General features: G+C 31.8%; 23 protein-coding genes and 2 riboswitches. All 23 genes read left to right on the top strand.

The features are described 5' to 3' along the window. The first annotated feature begins 209 nt into the window (after positions 1–209). The 23 genes from GC105_RS03130 (at position 210) to fliP (ending at position 17,671) form a co-directional block, all read left to right on the top strand. The gene (locus tag GC105_RS03130; protein WP_152801600.1) at positions 210–1,010 is read left to right on the top strand and encodes a flagellin N-terminal helical domain-containing protein; all 801 of its coding nucleotides are present in this window, start codon (positions 210–212) and stop codon (positions 1,008–1,010) included. A 71-nt stretch (positions 1,011–1,081) separates the two neighbouring features. Then, positions 1,082–1,456, top strand: a complete 375-nt coding sequence (locus tag GC105_RS03135) for a flagellar protein FlaG (RefSeq protein ID WP_193708266.1) — start codon at positions 1,082–1,084, stop codon at positions 1,454–1,456. Positions 1,457–1,460: 4 nt separating this feature from the next. Further along, positions 1,461–2,852 (top strand): flagellar filament capping protein FliD, encoded by a 1,392-nt coding sequence (gene fliD, locus GC105_RS03140; RefSeq protein ID WP_152801604.1) that lies wholly within the window; start codon positions 1,461–1,463, stop codon positions 2,850–2,852. 106 nt (positions 2,853–2,958) lie between these two features. Then, on the top strand, positions 2,959–3,321 hold the full coding sequence (fliS, locus tag GC105_RS03145; RefSeq protein ID WP_152801606.1) for a flagellar export chaperone FliS: 363 nt from the start codon (positions 2,959–2,961) through the stop codon (positions 3,319–3,321). Then, on the top strand, positions 3,306–3,686 hold the full coding sequence (locus GC105_RS03150) for a hypothetical protein (RefSeq protein WP_152801608.1): 381 nt from the start codon (positions 3,306–3,308) through the stop codon (positions 3,684–3,686). Before fliS ends, GC105_RS03150 begins: the two co-directional genes overlap by 16 nt. A gap of 280 nt (positions 3,687–3,966) precedes the next feature. Next, positions 3,967–4,047, top strand: a riboswitch (cyclic di-GMP riboswitch). Positions 4,048–4,159: 112 nt separating this feature from the next. Then, a riboswitch (cyclic di-GMP riboswitch) is annotated at positions 4,160–4,241 on the top strand. A 229-nt stretch (positions 4,242–4,470) separates the two neighbouring features. Beyond that, on the top strand, positions 4,471–4,857 hold the full coding sequence (gene flgB, locus GC105_RS03155; protein ID WP_207706930.1) for a flagellar basal body rod protein FlgB: 387 nt from the start codon (positions 4,471–4,473) through the stop codon (positions 4,855–4,857). 264 nt (positions 4,858–5,121) lie between these two features. Next, positions 5,122–5,556, top strand: coding sequence for a flagellar basal body rod protein FlgC (gene flgC, locus GC105_RS03160; protein WP_343029938.1), 435 nt, complete (start codon positions 5,122–5,124; stop codon positions 5,554–5,556). A gap of 60 nt (positions 5,557–5,616) precedes the next feature. Continuing rightward, positions 5,617–5,964, top strand: a complete 348-nt coding sequence (fliE, locus tag GC105_RS03165; protein ID WP_152801614.1) for a flagellar hook-basal body complex protein FliE — start codon at positions 5,617–5,619, stop codon at positions 5,962–5,964. Positions 5,965–5,993: 29 nt separating this feature from the next. Beyond that, positions 5,994–7,541 (top strand): flagellar basal-body MS-ring/collar protein FliF, encoded by a 1,548-nt coding sequence (gene fliF / locus GC105_RS03170; RefSeq protein WP_152801616.1) that lies wholly within the window; start codon positions 5,994–5,996, stop codon positions 7,539–7,541. 7 nt (positions 7,542–7,548) lie between these two features. Continuing rightward, positions 7,549–8,556 (top strand): flagellar motor switch protein FliG, encoded by a 1,008-nt coding sequence (fliG, locus tag GC105_RS03175; RefSeq protein WP_152801618.1) that lies wholly within the window; start codon positions 7,549–7,551, stop codon positions 8,554–8,556. Continuing rightward, positions 8,501–9,295, top strand: a complete 795-nt coding sequence (locus GC105_RS03180; RefSeq protein ID WP_152801619.1) for a FliH/SctL family protein — start codon at positions 8,501–8,503, stop codon at positions 9,293–9,295. Before fliG ends, GC105_RS03180 begins: the two co-directional genes overlap by 56 nt. A 5-nt stretch (positions 9,296–9,300) precedes the next feature. Next, positions 9,301–10,611, top strand: a complete 1,311-nt coding sequence (gene fliI / locus GC105_RS03185) for a flagellar protein export ATPase FliI (RefSeq protein WP_152801621.1) — start codon at positions 9,301–9,303, stop codon at positions 10,609–10,611. Positions 10,612–10,716: 105 nt separating this feature from the next. Continuing rightward, complete coding sequence (fliJ, locus tag GC105_RS03190) at positions 10,717–11,151, top strand: flagellar export protein FliJ (RefSeq protein ID WP_152801623.1); 435 nt, start codon at positions 10,717–10,719, stop codon at positions 11,149–11,151. Positions 11,152–11,191: 40 nt separating this feature from the next. Continuing rightward, positions 11,192–12,436, top strand: coding sequence for a flagellar hook-length control protein FliK (locus GC105_RS03195; protein ID WP_152801625.1), 1,245 nt, complete (start codon positions 11,192–11,194; stop codon positions 12,434–12,436). A 63-nt stretch (positions 12,437–12,499) separates the two neighbouring features. Further along, the gene (locus GC105_RS03200; RefSeq protein WP_152801627.1) at positions 12,500–12,919 is read left to right on the top strand and encodes a flagellar hook capping FlgD N-terminal domain-containing protein; all 420 of its coding nucleotides are present in this window, start codon (positions 12,500–12,502) and stop codon (positions 12,917–12,919) included. Continuing rightward, a complete protein-coding gene (locus GC105_RS03205; protein WP_152801629.1) occupies positions 12,916–13,287 on the top strand; it encodes a TIGR02530 family flagellar biosynthesis protein in 372 nt (123 codons plus the stop codon). Before GC105_RS03200 ends, GC105_RS03205 begins: the two co-directional genes overlap by 4 nt. 73 nt (positions 13,288–13,360) lie before the next feature. Continuing rightward, positions 13,361–14,278: a flagellar hook-basal body complex protein gene (locus GC105_RS03210; protein WP_152801631.1), complete on the top strand. Its 918-nt coding sequence runs from the start codon at positions 13,361–13,363 to the stop codon at positions 14,276–14,278. A gap of 60 nt (positions 14,279–14,338) precedes the next feature. After that, positions 14,339–14,542, top strand: coding sequence for a flagellar FlbD family protein (locus tag GC105_RS03215; protein ID WP_152801633.1), 204 nt, complete (start codon positions 14,339–14,341; stop codon positions 14,540–14,542). After that, a complete protein-coding gene (locus GC105_RS03220; RefSeq protein WP_152801635.1) occupies positions 14,539–15,345 on the top strand; it encodes a motility protein A in 807 nt (268 codons plus the stop codon). Before GC105_RS03215 ends, GC105_RS03220 begins: the two co-directional genes overlap by 4 nt. Beyond that, complete coding sequence (locus tag GC105_RS03225) at positions 15,338–16,105, top strand: flagellar motor protein MotB (protein WP_193708267.1); 768 nt, start codon at positions 15,338–15,340, stop codon at positions 16,103–16,105. The genes GC105_RS03220 and GC105_RS03225 overlap by 8 nt, the downstream gene beginning before the upstream one ends. Then, positions 16,086–16,541: a flagellar basal body-associated FliL family protein gene (locus GC105_RS03230; protein ID WP_193708268.1), complete on the top strand. Its 456-nt coding sequence runs from the start codon at positions 16,086–16,088 to the stop codon at positions 16,539–16,541. Before GC105_RS03225 ends, GC105_RS03230 begins: the two co-directional genes overlap by 20 nt. A gap of 12 nt (positions 16,542–16,553) precedes the next feature. Next, entirely contained in the window at positions 16,554–16,919 is a 366-nt protein-coding gene (locus GC105_RS03235; protein WP_152801641.1) for a flagellar biosynthetic protein FliO, read from the top strand. Further along, the gene (gene fliP, locus GC105_RS03240) at positions 16,916–17,671 is read left to right on the top strand and encodes a flagellar type III secretion system pore protein FliP (RefSeq protein ID WP_246169694.1); all 756 of its coding nucleotides are present in this window, start codon (positions 16,916–16,918) and stop codon (positions 17,669–17,671) included. Before GC105_RS03235 ends, fliP begins: the two co-directional genes overlap by 4 nt. The last annotated feature ends 1 nt before the right edge of the window (position 17,672 follow it).

Raw genomic sequence — 17,672 nt, forward strand, 5'->3', positions numbered from 1 at the left:
TGCCACCTTTATAGTAAATTATGATTCTTTTATTATGATAACATAGTCTGAAACTACACACTCATGTAAAAATAAAAATATATTAAAAAAAAGTATAATTAGTATTAATTAAATATGTTCTTATCCGATAAATATACCAAGAAGCAAATATCGCATGTTTCTTAGAAAATGGCAAGGAAGCCAAAAACAAATTCAAGGAGGAATTATCAATGAGAATTAACAGTAATATTTCAGCAATGAACACTTATTCAAAATTAAACAGTGCAAATGGTGCAAAATCAAAATCACTAGAAAAATTATCTTCTGGACTTAGAATAAATAGAGCAGGAGATGATGCAGCAGGTTTAGCAATATCAGAAAAAATGAGAGGTCAAATCGGTGGATTAAATCAAGCTATTAGAAATGCACAAGATGGTATATCTCTAGTACAAACAGCTGAAGGTGCTTTAACTGAAACTCACTCTATGCTAAATAGAATGAGAGAACTTAATATTCAAGCTAGCAATGGAACAAACTCTGTTGATGATATTAAAAAAATACAAGCTGAATTTGATGAATTAGTAAATGCTATTGATGATATTGCAGCTAACACTAAATTTAATGGAATTTCCGTATTAGCATCTGGTTCGGTTACTTTACAAGTTGGTGCTAATACTGGTGAAACATTATCTGTCACTACTAGTGATATGGATGCTACTACTGGTCTAGCAATTCCTAGTGGCACTGCTGTAGAAGCATCTGGTACTCTTGCATTAATAGATGCTGCCATTGAAACAGTATCTGAACAAAGATCATCTTTTGGTGCTACTCAAAACAGACTTGAGCACACTATCAACAACTTAACTGTTACAGCTGAAAACTTAACTGCTGCTGAATCTAGAATTAGGGACGTAGATATGGCTCAAGAAATGATGGAGTTCACTAAAAATAATATCTTAAGTCAAGCTGCTACAAGCATGTTAGCTCAAGCTAATCAAATGCCTCAATCAGTATTACAATTATTACAATAATTACTTAAATACATTAAAGCCGACTGATTTATCGGTCGGCTTTTTTACTAATATTTGATAGGGTGATGTTTATGATTTATATTACTAGACCGGCAGCAGAAACCCACAAAACAGTACCACGGACAGCAGAAAAATCCTTAGATAATAACTTAAAGGATAGAAGACCTACTCAACAGATTACAGAATATTCAAAGCCACATAGAGATACACAGGAATTCGAACGTGAGAATTTGGAAAGAGCTGTAAAGGATACTAACAGGGTATTGTTTAGTGATGAAAATGAACACTTCGAATTTAAAGTTCATGAGAGAACTGGACGAATGATGGTTAAATTAATTAATAGAGATACAAAAGAAGTAATAAAAGAAATACCTCCAGAAAAGATACTAGACTTAGTTGCGAGTATATGGGACTTAGTGGGGATATTAGTAGATGAAAGGGGATGAGTAGATGGCAGGTATAAGTTTTATAGGTTCGTATTCTGGAATAGATAAAGGTACTATTGATAAACTTATGGAAGCAGAACGAATGCCTTTAGTAAATTTAACAAATAAAAAAACTGGTATCACTGCAAAACAGAACGCATGGAAGGATATCAATACTAGGTTAAACACCCTTTTTGAAAAGTTAAAGGTTTTACAAAATAGCGATACTTTTACTGCAAAGAAAGCGACGTCAAGTAATGAAAATATTGTTTCTATGACTACTTCAAAAGATGCAGTGCCAGGTATTTATAATATACATGTAGAACAACTAGCCAGTAGTGCAAGTGTCATTTCTGGAGAGATTTCTTTGGCTGAAGGCAATATAAATAAAGAATTAGGTATTGAAGGTGCTTTTACTATTGGAAATGCAGATGGAATAAGTTTTGATATTGCAATTGAAGAGGGAGACACTCTAAAAACCATTGCAGCTAAGGTGAATGACGCTTCAAATGACACGGGAATAAGTGCAACTATAATTAATAGTAGGCTAGTACTTACTGATAGCACAACTGGAAAAAGGGATATAACTTTAACTGATGGTGTTGGTGGCAATGGTACATTAGCTCAACTTGGTTTAAGTGATACAGCTAGTGTAAAAGAAGGTACTAATGCACTTTTTACTGTAAATGGTGTAGAAGTAGAGAGAAACACAAATACTGTTGATGATGCTATAGAACATGTTACTATAAATTTAAGCAATGTACATTCAGCGGGGCAGTATGAAACAGTGAATGTTGAATTAGATACTGAAAAATTGACTAAGGCAGTACAAGAATTTGTGGACCAATATAATTCTACTATGACTTTTATTGAGGGGAAATTAGCAGCTGGAGATCCGGAAGTACCAGGAAGTGCTGGTGCCTTATCAGGAGATAGTAGTTTAATGAGATTGCATTCATCTCTGAGAAGTTTGGTTACTTCAACTCTCAATAATGAAAATAGCAGTATTAGTGATATATCTCAAATAGGTGTAAGTACAGTAGATAGATATGGTAAATTGGAATTTGATGCTACAAAACTAACCGAAGCTTTATCAAAAGATCCGCAAAATGTAATGGACTTTTTTACAAGTAATAACGTCGATGGAAAAGACATAGGCTTTGCATCTAGATTAAATAGTTATGTTGACTCATTTGTTTCTAATAGCAATGGTATTATAAAAATTAAAACCGAAGGACTAGATAGAACGCTAAAAGATTTGGCAAAACAAATTGAAACTTTTAATGCTCGCATGGTAAAAAAAGAAGCTTATTATATAAAAATGTTTTCGGCGTTAGATGTTGCAATGATGAAAGCTGAAAGTCAGATGGACTGGTTAGCGGGTCAAATTAATGCAATGAATACAAAAGCTAAATAGGTGTTTCTAATGAGCCTTTAAATAAAACTTAACAATAGTTAGAAAACAGTAATATATTACTTAAAAGGAAATGTATTGGCGGATTACATGTAAAGGAGATTAAATAATGAATCATACGTATGCAAATAATGTATATAAGAATAATCAAGTAATGACTGCTCCTAAGAAAAAACTTTTGCTTATGTTGTATGATGGAGCTATTAAAAATTTAAAGCAAGCTGAGTTATCCATAACAAACAAAGAAATTGAGAAGGTCAATACTAATTTAACAAAAGCACAAGATATTATCGCAGAGTTAATGAGTACCCTAAATTTCGAAGTAGGCGGAGATATAGCAAAAAATTTGCATCAACTTTACGACTATATGTATGTTAAATTAATACGTGCCAATATAGATAAGGACATTGACGCTGTTGTAGAAGTTAAAAAATTCATGGAAGAGTTGAGGGATACATGGGCGCAACTTTAGAATTACAAGAACTATTAAAGTCTAGGACGGGAGTCTTAAATAATATTTTACATAATATCAGAGCTTGGGATGGAACTCCTGAATCGGGCGTAAGCATTATTGAACAAAATCAACTGGAAATAGAAAGAATAGAAAAAATAAATAATACAATTCAAAGCTTCTCAGATAAAAATAATGACGATGTATCATATGTGAAACAATTAGAGTTGATTATATCAGAGCAAAAACAATTTACAGTCTCTATGAAAACTGAACAAAATATAATACTAAGTAATATAAGACAGTTAAACAAAAAGAATGAAGTAGTTAATAATTATATTACAACTAATAGAGAATCAGTCTTTGTAGACAAAGACTTCAAATAGAAAAAATAGTGATATAAAAAATGGTTTTAGGTTATAGCTAAAGCCATTTTATTATGTTTTAATATGATAAAGTGACATTTTATTCAGTAGGGCCTTAGTGACTGTTAAAGCGGGATAAAGTGCAAAGATCAATGTATTTAAGAAATATATAGTAAGGTCGAATTAGATATGTAGAAAAATGTATAATTATTATTTTTTTTGTTGTAAATTGTGGAAAAATGTGTTAATATTTATTTAGATTTATATAGATTGTAGATAATCTATGTTTTATATGTGCTTTTCAGCGAAACGGCAAACTTATTGAAAGATAAGGACGCAAAACTATAGGGCCTTACCAAGAGGATGGCAGCCAGTTACCGAAAGGGGAGTTTTTTAATTTGTTGTTTATTGTAGAAACATGTGATAATATAAAATGGAAGATATAATATATTTGCAATACGAAAACAGATTTAAACTAATAAATTAATAGCTTTCAAGCGAAACGGCAAACTTATCGAAAGATAAGGACGCAAAACTATAGGGCCTTACCGATGAGGATGGCAGCCAGTTACCGAAAGGAGAGTTTTTTAATACAAAAAATAATTATGGAAATATATGGTACAATTTGAAGCTTGCTTTATGTTGTATATTGTAGAAATATATGCTAATATGATATTTATTAAAGGAGAATTGTGTCAATTAATTCTTCGGGTTACAATTGTAATGTATTATAACGTTAAATTTCATCTAGTCACTCTCAAAATGCAATAAAAAAATAATGAATCTACAAAAGAGGAGATTACTTATGAGCAATGTTAGTTATGATTTAATTAAAAAAGGACTTGACGTAGCTTCTATTAGACAAAAATCTATATCTAGCAATATAGCAAATATCAATACTCCTAATTATAAGGTGAATAAAGTAGAATTTGAAAAGATTCTAGCTGATGCAGTTGGAAATGGAAAAGTCACTATGAAAAAAACTAATGACATGCATTATGGAGTAGAAAGAATTGAAGATATTGAACCTATTGTAGAAAAAAGAAAGACAACATATGTAAACGACAACGGTAATAACGTAGATATTGACTTAGAAATGACTGAATTAGCTGCAAACGAAATATACTATAGCACTTTAGTACAACAACTGAATGCGAGGCTTGGAAATTTATCTTATGTTATTAACAAATAAATAGTTGGCTAAGCGAAGTGCTAATAATGATAAGCAAACTATTAGAATAAAAATATGTACATAAAATTATTTCAAGTAATTTAATAATACATAAATATACATGATATCAAGGTATTATTCAATAAAATAGGTAAATTAAAAATGTGGATAACTCATTATAAGTGTTAATATATAAGGTGCATACGATTCTGTCAAATATTTAGTTTATAAAAACATAAAACTTATAATTATACTATATTTATGAAAAAATATCGGGGGTGTACTGTGTCAATATTTAATTCTATGCAGATAAATGCTAGTGGACTTACACTTGAAAGATTAAAAATGGATACTATTTCAACTAATATCGCCAATGTTAATACCTCAAGAACAGAAGAGGGAGGACCTTATAGGCGAAAAGAAGTTGTTTTTCAAGAAACTTTCACAAATGAGAGAAATAGACTTACAGGAAAAAATGAAAAGACAAGTGCAGGCGTTAGAGTTACTAATATTGTTGAAGACGCCGAAAATTTTAAAAATGTCTATGATCCTACTCATCCAGATGCTGATGAAGAGGGATATGTATTAATGCCTAATGTTAATATGGTTGATGAAATGATTGCTCTCATTAATACCCAAAGAACATACGAGGCCAATGTGACTGCACTCAATACAAGTAAGAGTATTTTAAAAAAAGCCCTTGAGATATCCAAAGGTTAAACTAATCGCTGATATCAATCGACTAATATTTAACATAAAAATTGAAATGAGGGTAACCAAATGAATATTACTGCTCTTTACAATAGTATTTTTACCAACTCTAATAAGATCACTAATGAAAACTTGTCCAGCTTATACTCTCCCAATGAAACAAATCGATATAACGGTGCATCATCTGAAATAGAAGAAGGCGCTTTTAAAGATCTTATAAGTAGTGAAATAGAAAAATTAAATAACCAACAAGTTAAAGCAGATAACTTAACCCAAGGTTTTATTAGTGGGGAAGTTGAAGATCTGCATACTGTTTTAATTGCTACTGAAGAAGCTAGGATATCCTTAGAACTAGCTGTTCAAGTCCGCAATAAATGTATTGAAGCCTACAAAGAAATTAACAGTATGCAAATATAGTAAGATTGATAAAGGAGCTACCCCAAATCATGGATAGAGTTACTGTCATAATAGATGGAGTAAAGAACGGATGGAATAAAATGGATAAGAAAAAAAGGATTACTATGATAGTGTTAATTTGTAGTATCCTATTATTTGTATCTATTTTTACATATTCTACTCAAAATAAAAATTATGTTACATTGTTTAATAATTTAGAGCCTGAAGACGCAGGTAATATTGTAAGTGATTTAGAAGCAAAAAAGATTTCGTATAAATTGGAAAATGACGGTAGAGCTATTCTAATTGATGAAGCACTTATAGATAAATATAGACTGGAACTAGCCATGGGTGGAATGATGCCTCAAAACTCGTTAGGTTTTGAGATATTTGATGATATGGGTTTAATGGTTACAGATGATGATCGGAAAATAATGTATCAAAGAGCTTTAACAGGTGAATTACAAAGGTCTATTATGTCTTTAGACGCAATAAATTCAGCTAAAGTACATTTAGTAATGTCAGAAAAAAGTATTTTTGAAACAGAGCAAAAACAAGCATCTGCTTCTGTTGTTCTAGATATAAAACCATCTAATAAAGTAACAGATGACATGATTAGAGGAGTAGCAGCGTTAGTGTCGGGAGCAGTTGAAAATTTGCCAGAAAAAAATATTCAAGTAATTGACTCAAAAGGTAATCTGTTAAGTCGTGATTTACAGAAAAATGATGGGTTTAGCGCCACAGATGTAATGAACGAGTACAATAAGGTTATAGATGAATTCGAAAGTAAAATTGAATCGAACCTAAACGAACTATTAGGTACTGCATATGGAAGAGATAAAATAAAAGTTTCAGTATTTGCTGATTTAGATTTTGATTCTGAGGAAAGTACTATCATAACTTATGAAAATCCTGTAATTAGAAGTGAACAAGTAACTGCAACAGGTGGAGATATTAATGTAGAACAAGTCACTGGTGGTAATATAGACGATAATGTGGGGAATGTAATAGATAATAACAATGGTGGAGGATCTACCTTTGATAGAACTGTAAACAATGAGCTTACTACAGAAACTACAACAACAATAAAAGCTCCTGGAAAAGTAAATAGATTAACCACTTCTGTAGTATATGATGGAAATATAAATGATGAAAATGCCGCCACAATTCGAAATATAGTAGCTACTGCCACAGGTTATGATATTAATAGAGGTGATCTTATTAGTGTAGAAGGTGTAGTGTTCGATACGACATATGAAGAAGAACTACAGGCACAACTAGATGCTATAAGATTGGAAGAAGAACGAAACCGTAGTCTATTAGATAAATATGGTGAATATATGGTTTTTGGTTTATTACTTATTTTAGTTATAGTAATACTAGTAGCACTCGTTAGAATACTACTAGGTAAGAAAAAAACTCAAGATGATAAAGCGCAAGGTGAGTTAGCAATAGATCTTGTCACACCAGAAGTAGCTGTTGAAGAAGATTTAAATATTGAAGTTAAAACTGATAATAATAAGGCGAAGGCACAAAATTACGCCAAGGAGCATCCAGATTTAGCAGCAGATTTAATAAAAGCTTGGGTAAAGGAGTAGTAGGCGAATGCAAACGAAGCTAAAGGGTGTGTCGAAGGCGGCTATATTATTAATAGCCTTAGGTCCTGAAACATCTTCACAAGTATTAAAATTATTACCTGATAACTTAATACAAAAGATTACATACGAAATTGCAAATATAGATTATGTGGAACCTTATGATAGAGATCGAGTCATCGAGGACTTTATAGATATGGCCTCAGCTAGGGAATTTCTTATGGATGGTGGTTTAGACTATGCCAAAAATCTATTAAACAAAGCTTTAGGAACACATAGAGCAAAAGAAGTAATAGACGTGCTTACACAAATCCAGCAAAGAGAGAGACCGTTTGCTATTGCCCGTAAAGCAGATCCACTGCAGCTTACTAATTTACTATTAAGTGAACATCCCCAAACAATAGCCCTAATAATGTGCTATATGCAACCAGACAAAGCTGCTTTAGTACTCTCACAATTTCCTGTAGAATTGCAAGCAGAAATTGCTGAGAGAATAGGTACAATAAATAGAACTTCACCTGCTGTAATAAAAAGAATTGAGAGTATTATGGATAATAAATTTTCTAATCTTATTGAAAATGATACTGAAACAGTGGGAGGAGTTAAAGCACTAGTTGAAATTCTTAACTCCGTTGATAGAAGTACTGAGAGAAATATTCTTAGCGACTTAGAGGAAACACAACCAGAATTAGCAGAAATAATTAAAGCTAATCTGTTCATATTTGAAGATGTTGTTAATCTTGATAAGAATTCAATACAAAGGATACTTCGTGAAGTTAGTAATGAAGACTTGGTACTTGCATTAAAAGGTGCATCAGAAGAAGTTGGAAGTGTTGTATATGGCAATATGTCTAAACGTGCTGCAGAAATGTTGAAAGAGGATATTCAATTTATGGGACCTGTTCGACTCTCTACCGTGGAAGAAGCACAACACAGAATTGTGGGTATTATTCGCAGATTAGATGAAGCTGGCGAAATCGTTATCGGAAGGGGTGATCAAGATTCCGTTATCGTATAAAATCATTAAGAATTGCAATATATCTTGTGTTGAAGAAGATACATCATTAATAGATACTAAATTAGATTATTTTCAACAAGAAGTCACAATGCCGACTAATGCATTACCACAGGAAGATGATGGCTGTGAAATAAATATTAATGATATTCAAAATGAAATAAGAAAAGAGATATATGCAGAAATAGAAGAGATAAAAGAAAATATAATTAATCAAGCAATAGAAGAGGCACAAGAATTACAAGGGAAATCAGAAGAAAAGGGATATCAAATAGGATTTAAATTAGGGTATGAACAAGCAGTAAAAGAGGCTCAAGAAGAAGCATTAACTATAAAAAATAATGCGCTATCAATGATCGAACAAGCAAATAGATATGTGGCAAACTATTATACAGATAATAGAGTCAAAATAATTCAACTAGCTGCAGATATGGCAGAAAGTATTGTTCATAACACTATCAATACCTCATCAGAGAATATTGTAATGCTTATAAAACCAATCTTACAGCAATATGGAAAGAAAGAAAATATTATTATAACCTGTCATCCAGATAATATTGACTATATAAGAGCTAATTTACATCCTATGGAAAGTATATGTCCAGATTCAAAATTTGTACTAATTGAAGACTTTAATCTAGAAAAGAATGGATGCATTATAGAAAATGAACATCAAATCATAGATTTACAAGTTAAAAAGCAGATAGAAGATATTTTAGAAGAAATTAAAAACTTGGAGTGAATCATTTGTTAAATATACCATTTGAAGATTATGGGAAATTGATAAAGAGAACAAGTCACTACACGAAAATGGGCAAAGTTACTGAGGTTATAGGACTGATCATAAAAGTGGAAGGTTTACAGGTTTTTATTGGAGAAGTTTGTGAAGTTTTAATTAAGGCATTAGATAAGAAGGTGCTTTCAGAAGTAGTCGGATTTAAAAACAACGGTGTACTCCTCATGCCATTAGACGAACTACAAGGGATTGGACCTGGATGTTTAGTTAAACCTACAGGAAAATCATTAAAGATAAAGATAAGTGACAAGCTACTTGGACATACTGTTGATGGACTTGGTAGACCAATAGATAATGAAATATTGACAGACGGACATTTGTATAATGTGACTAGAACCCCGCCAAATCCTTTTGATAGAAAGAAAATCGATAAAATCATGAATACTGGTGTTAAAGCTATTGATGGAATACTTACCTGTGGAGAGGGACAAAGAATTGGAATATTTGCTGGTAGTGGAGTAGGTAAAAGTACTTTACTAGGTATGATTGCAAGGTACTGCGAAGCAGATGTCAATGTAATAGCTCTCATCGGTGAAAGAGGTAGAGAGGTTTTAGAATTCATTGAAAAGGATTTAGGACCAGAAGGTTATAAAAAATCAATAGTTATATGTGCTACATCTGACCAGCCTCCATTAGTAAGATTGAAAGGCGCTTTTGTTGCCACAGCTATTGCAGAGTATTTTAGGGATAAGGGTAAGAAAGTTATGCTGATGATGGACTCTGTAACTAGATTTGCCATGGCACAGAGAGAAATAGGACTTGCTATCGGCGAACCTCCTACTACAAAAGGATATACACCATCAGTATTTGCAATGCTACCAAAACTATTAGAAAGAAGTGGTATGTCTAAAGATGGCTCAATTACTGCTTTTTATACTGTATTAGTAGAGGGTGATGATATGAATGAACCTATAGCCGATTCAGTAAGAGGTATACTTGACGGTCATATTATATTGTCTAGAAAGATAGCAGCTAAAAATCATTTTCCAGCAATTGATATACAAAATAGCATAAGCAGAATTATGAAAGAAATTGTCCATGAAGATCATGATATTTTAGCAGGGAAACTAAAAGAAAACCTAGCAGTATATTCAGAATCAGAAGATTTAATAAATGTAGGCGCATACGTAAAATCGAGTAATCCTATCATAGATAAAGCGATTGAATTAAATAATCCTATTAATGATTTTCTTAAACAAAATGTGTGTGATCACTTTACATATGAAGAAACATTAGATTTACTCAAAGAGACGCTAGTATAGAGCTAAATAGATACTACATAATGATTGTGAAAAACAAGCTCAGCTTTTAAATATAGTTGTTGAGTTATAAATAATAAATTAAGACCTAGTAGAGGGGAGTGCAATATGAAAGCCTACAGTTTCCCAATGGAAAAGGTGTTGGAGTGGAGAACACATAGTGAAAAGAGTACTATGGAAAAGTTTGCAGTACTCCAAAATGAACTACAACATCATAAATTAGTACTTTTAGAATTAACGAACAGATATGAAAGTACAAAAGAGAGATCATTAAAATATAAGACCATACAAGAGTTATTACAACAACAATTGTATAAACAAAAGTTAGAAGAGAAAATTTCTTTACAAAATAAAGCGATAAATAGTACAAGTGCTAATCTAGAGAAAGTACGAGTTGAATTAATAGCAGCACAAAAAGATAGAAAGATCATGGAAAAGCTAAAAGAAAAAGATTTTTCAACTTATAATGACGAAGTGAAAGATGAAGAACAAAGAGAATTAGACGAGATTGCAGTATTAAAATTCAAAAAAAAAACATTTTGAGTTTTTAATATAATCAGAAATACTGAGGGGAGGTGAGAAAATGAAGGTCGAAAATGCACAGGTCTCTACAAAAATGGGGAAAATGAATAATAAAAGCTCAAAGTCAAATGAGCATCAAGATGTCTTCTCTGTAGTTTTAGCAAATAAATTAAATAACAGAGGTAAAGAAAATCATAAGACGGATAACTCGATTATAAGATTATCTATCAAAGGAGATATGACGACTGAAGCAGTTCCAGAAGAAATTATTCTCAAAGAAGCTATTTTAGAAGAGAAATCCGATGATAAGATAGTAATACCTGAGTTAATAAGTGATATCAATTCTGAGGACAAAAAAATCAATATTATGTCAGCGATTCTACATATTCCAATTTATCATGATAAAACAATTAATAATACTAATGTAGAAATTAATGATGGTCTATTAGATGAGAGTATACTTAATTATCAACGGAGTGATGTTCTATCACAGTTTACTACTGAGGCAATGTCAGAGTTAGAAGAGGAAAATTCCCTTTTCATCAATAAAAACATAGTAGAAAATGAAAAAGATTTAGTAATAAATAAAAGTATTGTCGAGACTACATCAATCCATGAAAAAAAGATATTAGAGTTCAAACCTAACAGTAATCTTGGCGAAAAGAAACTCAATATACCTATTTTGCAAAATGATAATATCAAAGAAGATGAAACAGTACTGCAGACAGTAAAGAGTATGGGTGAAAAATTAAATTATTATAAGAATGAAGTAATAAAAACTAGTGATCGTGCAACTGTTATAGAAAAAGCAGATATGAATCTCAATGTAAAAGAATTTCAAAGCATTAAATCAAGTTCAGAGATAATTATCAAAGAGGAAGTTTTATCCCACGACAATTTACATAAGGTAAATGACTCTATCATTAAGCTAATGGAGACAAGTGCTCAGGGCGATGCTAATGTTATGAAAGTGAAACTACATCCAGAAGAGTTAGGAAGTGTTAATGTAGTTTTAAAGATTGAAGAGGGTAAGTTAATTGCTAGAATTTTAGTTGACAATGACCAAATAAAGCAGATGTTTGGCAATAAAATCAATGAATTAATAGACAACTTAGCAAAACAAAATATAAACATTGAAAAAATTGATATAGATTTCAATGGAAGTCAAAATAGAGACTCAAGTGGACAATCAGGTCAAGATAATAAAGACTTGTTTAGAGAATTTATTTTAGACGATGAATTATTAGAAACATCAATAGCAAAAGATAATGGAACTGACATTAGTGAAATTAGTATTCTAGCTTAAAAAAAAGCAAGTAAAACTATATAAATTATCTGAGAAATAAAAATATCTTAGGAGGTAAAGTGAGTGCAAGTAAATAATACTTTAGCAGCAGGACAAAACACTCAAAGTGCTAGTACGAAGAGTAGTTTATCGGTAGATGATTTTCTTCAAATTATGGCAGCTGAGATTAGAAACCAAAACCCTATGGGAAGTGAGGGCGGTGGTAGCAACACTGATTATGTTTCCCAATTAGCACAGTTTACTACATTAGAACAAATAAGTGATATATCAGACAGTTTAACTCTATTAACATTAATGAATCAACAACAGTACGCTTTTACTTTAATAGGAAAAGAAGTGACCCTTACAGATGGGGATAGTATTGTAACAGGTGTCGTCGAAAAGATTAAATTTCAAGATGGATACGCGATGTTACATGTAAATAACAAAAATTACAACTTAGGTGCAGTGATTGAAGTGGCCAATTCACAGGTGGAAGAATGAGTTTTAGGATTGAAAATGGTCAGATAATATCACCTAACATAAGTAGAACAAGTAAAAGTATAGAATCTAGTAATCAAGATTTTAATAAAATTCTAAAAGATAGTATAAGTAAAAAAGATACTGTTAGAATATCTAATCATGCTCAACAAAGAATGTCAGAGAGAGATATTAAATTACATGAAACAGATATGGATTTAATTAAAGAAGCTATGGATAGTTTAGAGAAAAAAGGTGCGAAAGAGAGTTTAATGATTTACAAAGACGTAACTTTTATTGCAAATGTAAGAAATAGAACTATTATCACTGCACTACGAGAAAAAGATATGGACGTGGTAACTAATATCGATAGTGCGATTATTGTAAAATAAAATGGCTGGACCTTAGGGAAGCCATACACCCACGGACTGACTGAAGTGGGATATATTCTTAGGAGGAATTTAAATGATAAGATCGTTATATGCTGGAGTAAGTGGAATGAGAAACTTTCAAACAAAAATGGATGCTATAGGAAATAATATTGCCAATGTAAATACTACTGCTTTTAAATCTGGAAGGGTACGATTTCAAGACATGCTTAGCCAAACAGTTGCTACGGCTCAAGCTCCAACTGCTAATGGTTTAGGTGGAGTTAATGCTCAACAAATAGGTCTAGGAGTAAAAGTTGGTGCTATTGATACGATTATGACAGGAGGAGCCCTTCAACCTACTAATAGAGGTTTAGATTTTGCAATAGAAGGAGAAGGATTCTTTGCAGTGTCACAAGATTCAGCAGGAGTACTTAAATCTTATACAAGAGATGGTGCTTTTTATACTGATTATGAGGGCAATCTAGTTAATGCAGGAGGTTTAAGAGTTTTAGGATATATAAAGCCTGTGGGAGATGATTATTTAACTACAGATGTAATACCATCTAATTTGGAAGTGCCTACAGGTGCAGCTACAGATTTAGACCTACTACAGCCGTTAACAATACCTGACCCAATAACTGTTGGAGGTTTAGATCTAGATTTAGAAAGTTATACTATCGACGGAACTGGCAAAATTATAGGAGTTTATAGTGATGGTAATGCATACCTTTTAGGGCAAGTTGGTATGGTATCGTTTAGTAACCCAGAAGGACTCCAAAAAACAGGAAGCAACAATTATGCTAATACTAACAATTCAGGGCAACCACAGGCAGGAACAGCTGGTAATTCAGGTTATGGAGTAGTTCGACAAGGATTTTTAGAAATGTCAAATGTTGATTTAGCAAATGAATTTACTGAAATGATAGTTACAAGTAGAGCCTATCAAGCAAATTCTAGGACTATAAGTACTTCTGATGAAATGTTACAAGAATTAATTAATTTAAAAAGATAAATTAAGCAGTAGGCGGTAGGCTATCACGCTTACCGTTACTTTATCAGAAAGAGGTATAAGATGATATTACTTACTTCTATAAATGGAAAAGAGTTTTGCTTAAATAGTGAATTAATCTATAAAATTGAAGAAGCAGCAGATACCATCATCACATTAACAGATGGTAAAATTTTAAGGGTAGAAGATACCATAGAAGATATTGTGCCCAAAATTATTAAATTTAAAAGACAAATTCATAATGATCTGCCGGAGGGAATTAAATGAAGAAGAACTGGGTGCCAATAGTAGGTTTAGTTGCAGGTGCTGCACTAGTTATATGGTCTATTACTATAAGTGGTGATATTATTAATTTTATTAGTGCATCATCTGCTTTGATAACAATAGGAGGATCCTTTTGTGCATTACTTATTAGTTTTCCTATGAAAACTCTTATCAAAATACCAAGTATGTTGAAATTACTGGTAGCTTCTCCTCAGGATGACAGGCAGAAATTGGTGCTTTTATTTACTGATTTAGCGAAAAAAGCAAGAAAAGATGGACTGTTAGCACTTGAAGATGATATCACTATTATTGAAGACGAATTTTTAATATCTGGATTACAGATGATAGTAGATGGTGTAGAGCCTGATACAATACGTGAGATATTAGAACTAAAACAAGAGACTGCAGAGAGAAGACATTCGACAGGACAAGCTATATTCTCTAAATGGGGAGAATATGCGCCTGCCTTTGGTATGGTTGGTACTTTAATAGGATTGATTATAATGCTTGCAAAACTAGATGATCCTAGTGCAATTGGGATTGGGATGGCAACTGCGCTTCTTACAACATTATATGGTTCATTACTGGCTAATTTAATTTTATTGCCTATAGCGTCTAATCTAAAAGTTCAAACTGATGAAGAAATGTACACAGGGCAGATGATTGTTGAAGGAATACTAGAGATACAAGCAGGCAGCAATCCTAGATTATTAGAAGATAAGCTTACTACTTACCTATCACCAGAAGAACAAAAATTATTAAAAGCTGAAAAAGAAAATGTTAAAGAGGCTGAAAATTATGAGTAGAAGAAAGCTGGTAAAAAAAGAAAGCAATAGTAGTGGTTCAGGATGGATAACGACCTACTCTGATTTAATGTCACTGCTACTTACTTTTTTTATTTTACTTTATTCTATGTCTACTATAGATACTGTAAAATTTAAGAATATTAGCGAATCGATTCAAGCAGTGTTAATGGGTGTAGGGCAACCAGCTGTTATGGAAGGCCAACAAAATGATCAACCTATTCCTATAGATGATGAGAAAACTATTAGTGATATTATCGATAGTACTACCATCAAGGAAGAAATTTTAGTTATGTACGAAAAGGTTAAGGAATACATAATGAATGAAGGCTTAGAAGCAAATATATCAGTAACTGTAAATAGAAGAGGTGTTTATGTAGACATAAAGGACACTATTCTATTTGAATCAGGTAGCGCTGAAATCAAAGTAAGTGGATTGGCTGTATTAAAAAGACTAGAAGGTTTAGTAAACGATTTTGACAATGATATTGTCATAGAAGGTCACACAGACGATGTGCCAATAAACAGAATCTTATATCCCAGTAATTGGGAACTATCTACTGCTAGAGCAGTTTCAGTAGTGAGGTATTTAAGTGAAGTCGAGCAAGTTGACCCCAAAAGACTTTCTGCCGTTGGTTACAGTGAGTACAGACCCATAGCTCCAAATGATAGTGTGGGAAATAGAGCTATTAATAGAAGAGTAAATATTTTAATCATATTTGATGAAGAAAGTGAGGTGTCAAATGGCACAAGAGGAAATTGAAAAAAAGAGTAAGAAGAAGTTAATTATTATTATATTAGTAGCGGTGATTATATTATTAATTTCAGTTATTGGATATTTTGCAGTAACTGGTAATCAAGTATCAGATATAGTGAAATTATTTGAGAAAGATGAGGAATACACTACTCTATTAGATGAGTTTGTAGTAAATTTAAATTCTATAAGCGGATCTAAAAATTATTTAAAAGTTCAGGTTGCATTAATGTATAAAAAAGGAAAACAAGGAGCTATTATCGAGTACAATGTAAATAAAATTAGAGATATTATTATTGATGATCTAAGAGTTAAGACTGCTGAGCAAATAATGGATGTAGATAATATTAGCAAAATTAAAAATGAAATTATCGAAGATATAAATAATGCTCTAGATGATGAAATAGTGAAAGATGTGTATTTTACTAATATGATAATTCAATAAAGGAGTGTATAAATGAGTGGTCAAATGTTCTTATCTGTGATAAAAACAATTGTTGTACTTTTAATGATAATTGCACTTGCTAATATATCCTTAAAGCTGGGTAATAAGTACATAACAAAACATAATAAGATTATAAAAATAGTAGAAAGAGTATCAGTGAGTAATAATTCATCACTATGTATTGTAGATATATGTGGTTCTTATTATCTAATGAGCTTTTCAGGAAATGATAATAAAATATTAAAAGATCTCGATGAAGAAAAAGTACAAGAAATATTAGCAGAGATACAGAAAGAACAAAGTATTCCTAACTACATGAATTTATCTGAGATAAAGGCAAAAACACATAATTTCTTTGAAATGAGGAAAAAAAGTTGACTAGAAAGTTCATAATAGTGATGGTATTTTTAGTCTTATTTTTGATGATGATGCCAGCAACAGCCCTTGCAGTAGAAGATGGGAATATAGGAATAAACTTTAATCTAGATAACGAAGACCCTCAAGCTACAGTAGACACAGTGAAAATTTTTATACTTATGACTGTACTAATGTTAGCACCATCATTTTTAATTTTGACAACGAGTTTTACACGAATAATAATAGTGCTGTCGTTTTTACGAAATGCTATGGGTACTCAACAAACACCACCAAATCAACTACTAATCGGCTTGGCGTTATTTTTGACATTTTTCATAATGCAACCTGTTTATTCCCAGGTAATGGACGAAGCTGTAACTCCGTTTTTGAATGATGATATTAGTCAAGAGGAAGCTATAGATAGAGCAGTAGTACCTATGAAGGAGTTTATGCTTAAAGAAACGAGAGAAAAGGATTTAGCACTCTTCTTAAGAGCTTCTGGAAGTGAAAATGTAGAAGATCCTATGGATATTGCTATTACCACAATAGTTCCTGCATTTGCGATAAGTGAATTGAAAACTGCTTTTAGTATAGGTTTTATCTTATTTATTCCATTTTTAGTAATAGACATGATTGTTGCCAGTATTTTAATGTCTATGGGAATGTTTATGTTGCCACCAGTAATGATATCTTTGCCATTTAAGATTTTATTGTTTATATTGGTAGATGGTTGGTACTTAGTAATAGAGTCTTTATTACAAACTTTTAGTTAGA

It is taken from the genome of Alkalibaculum sporogenes (assembly GCF_009362815.1).
Taxonomy (GTDB): Bacteria; Bacillota; Clostridia; order Eubacteriales; family Alkalibacteraceae; genus Alkalibaculum_A; species Alkalibaculum_A sporogenes.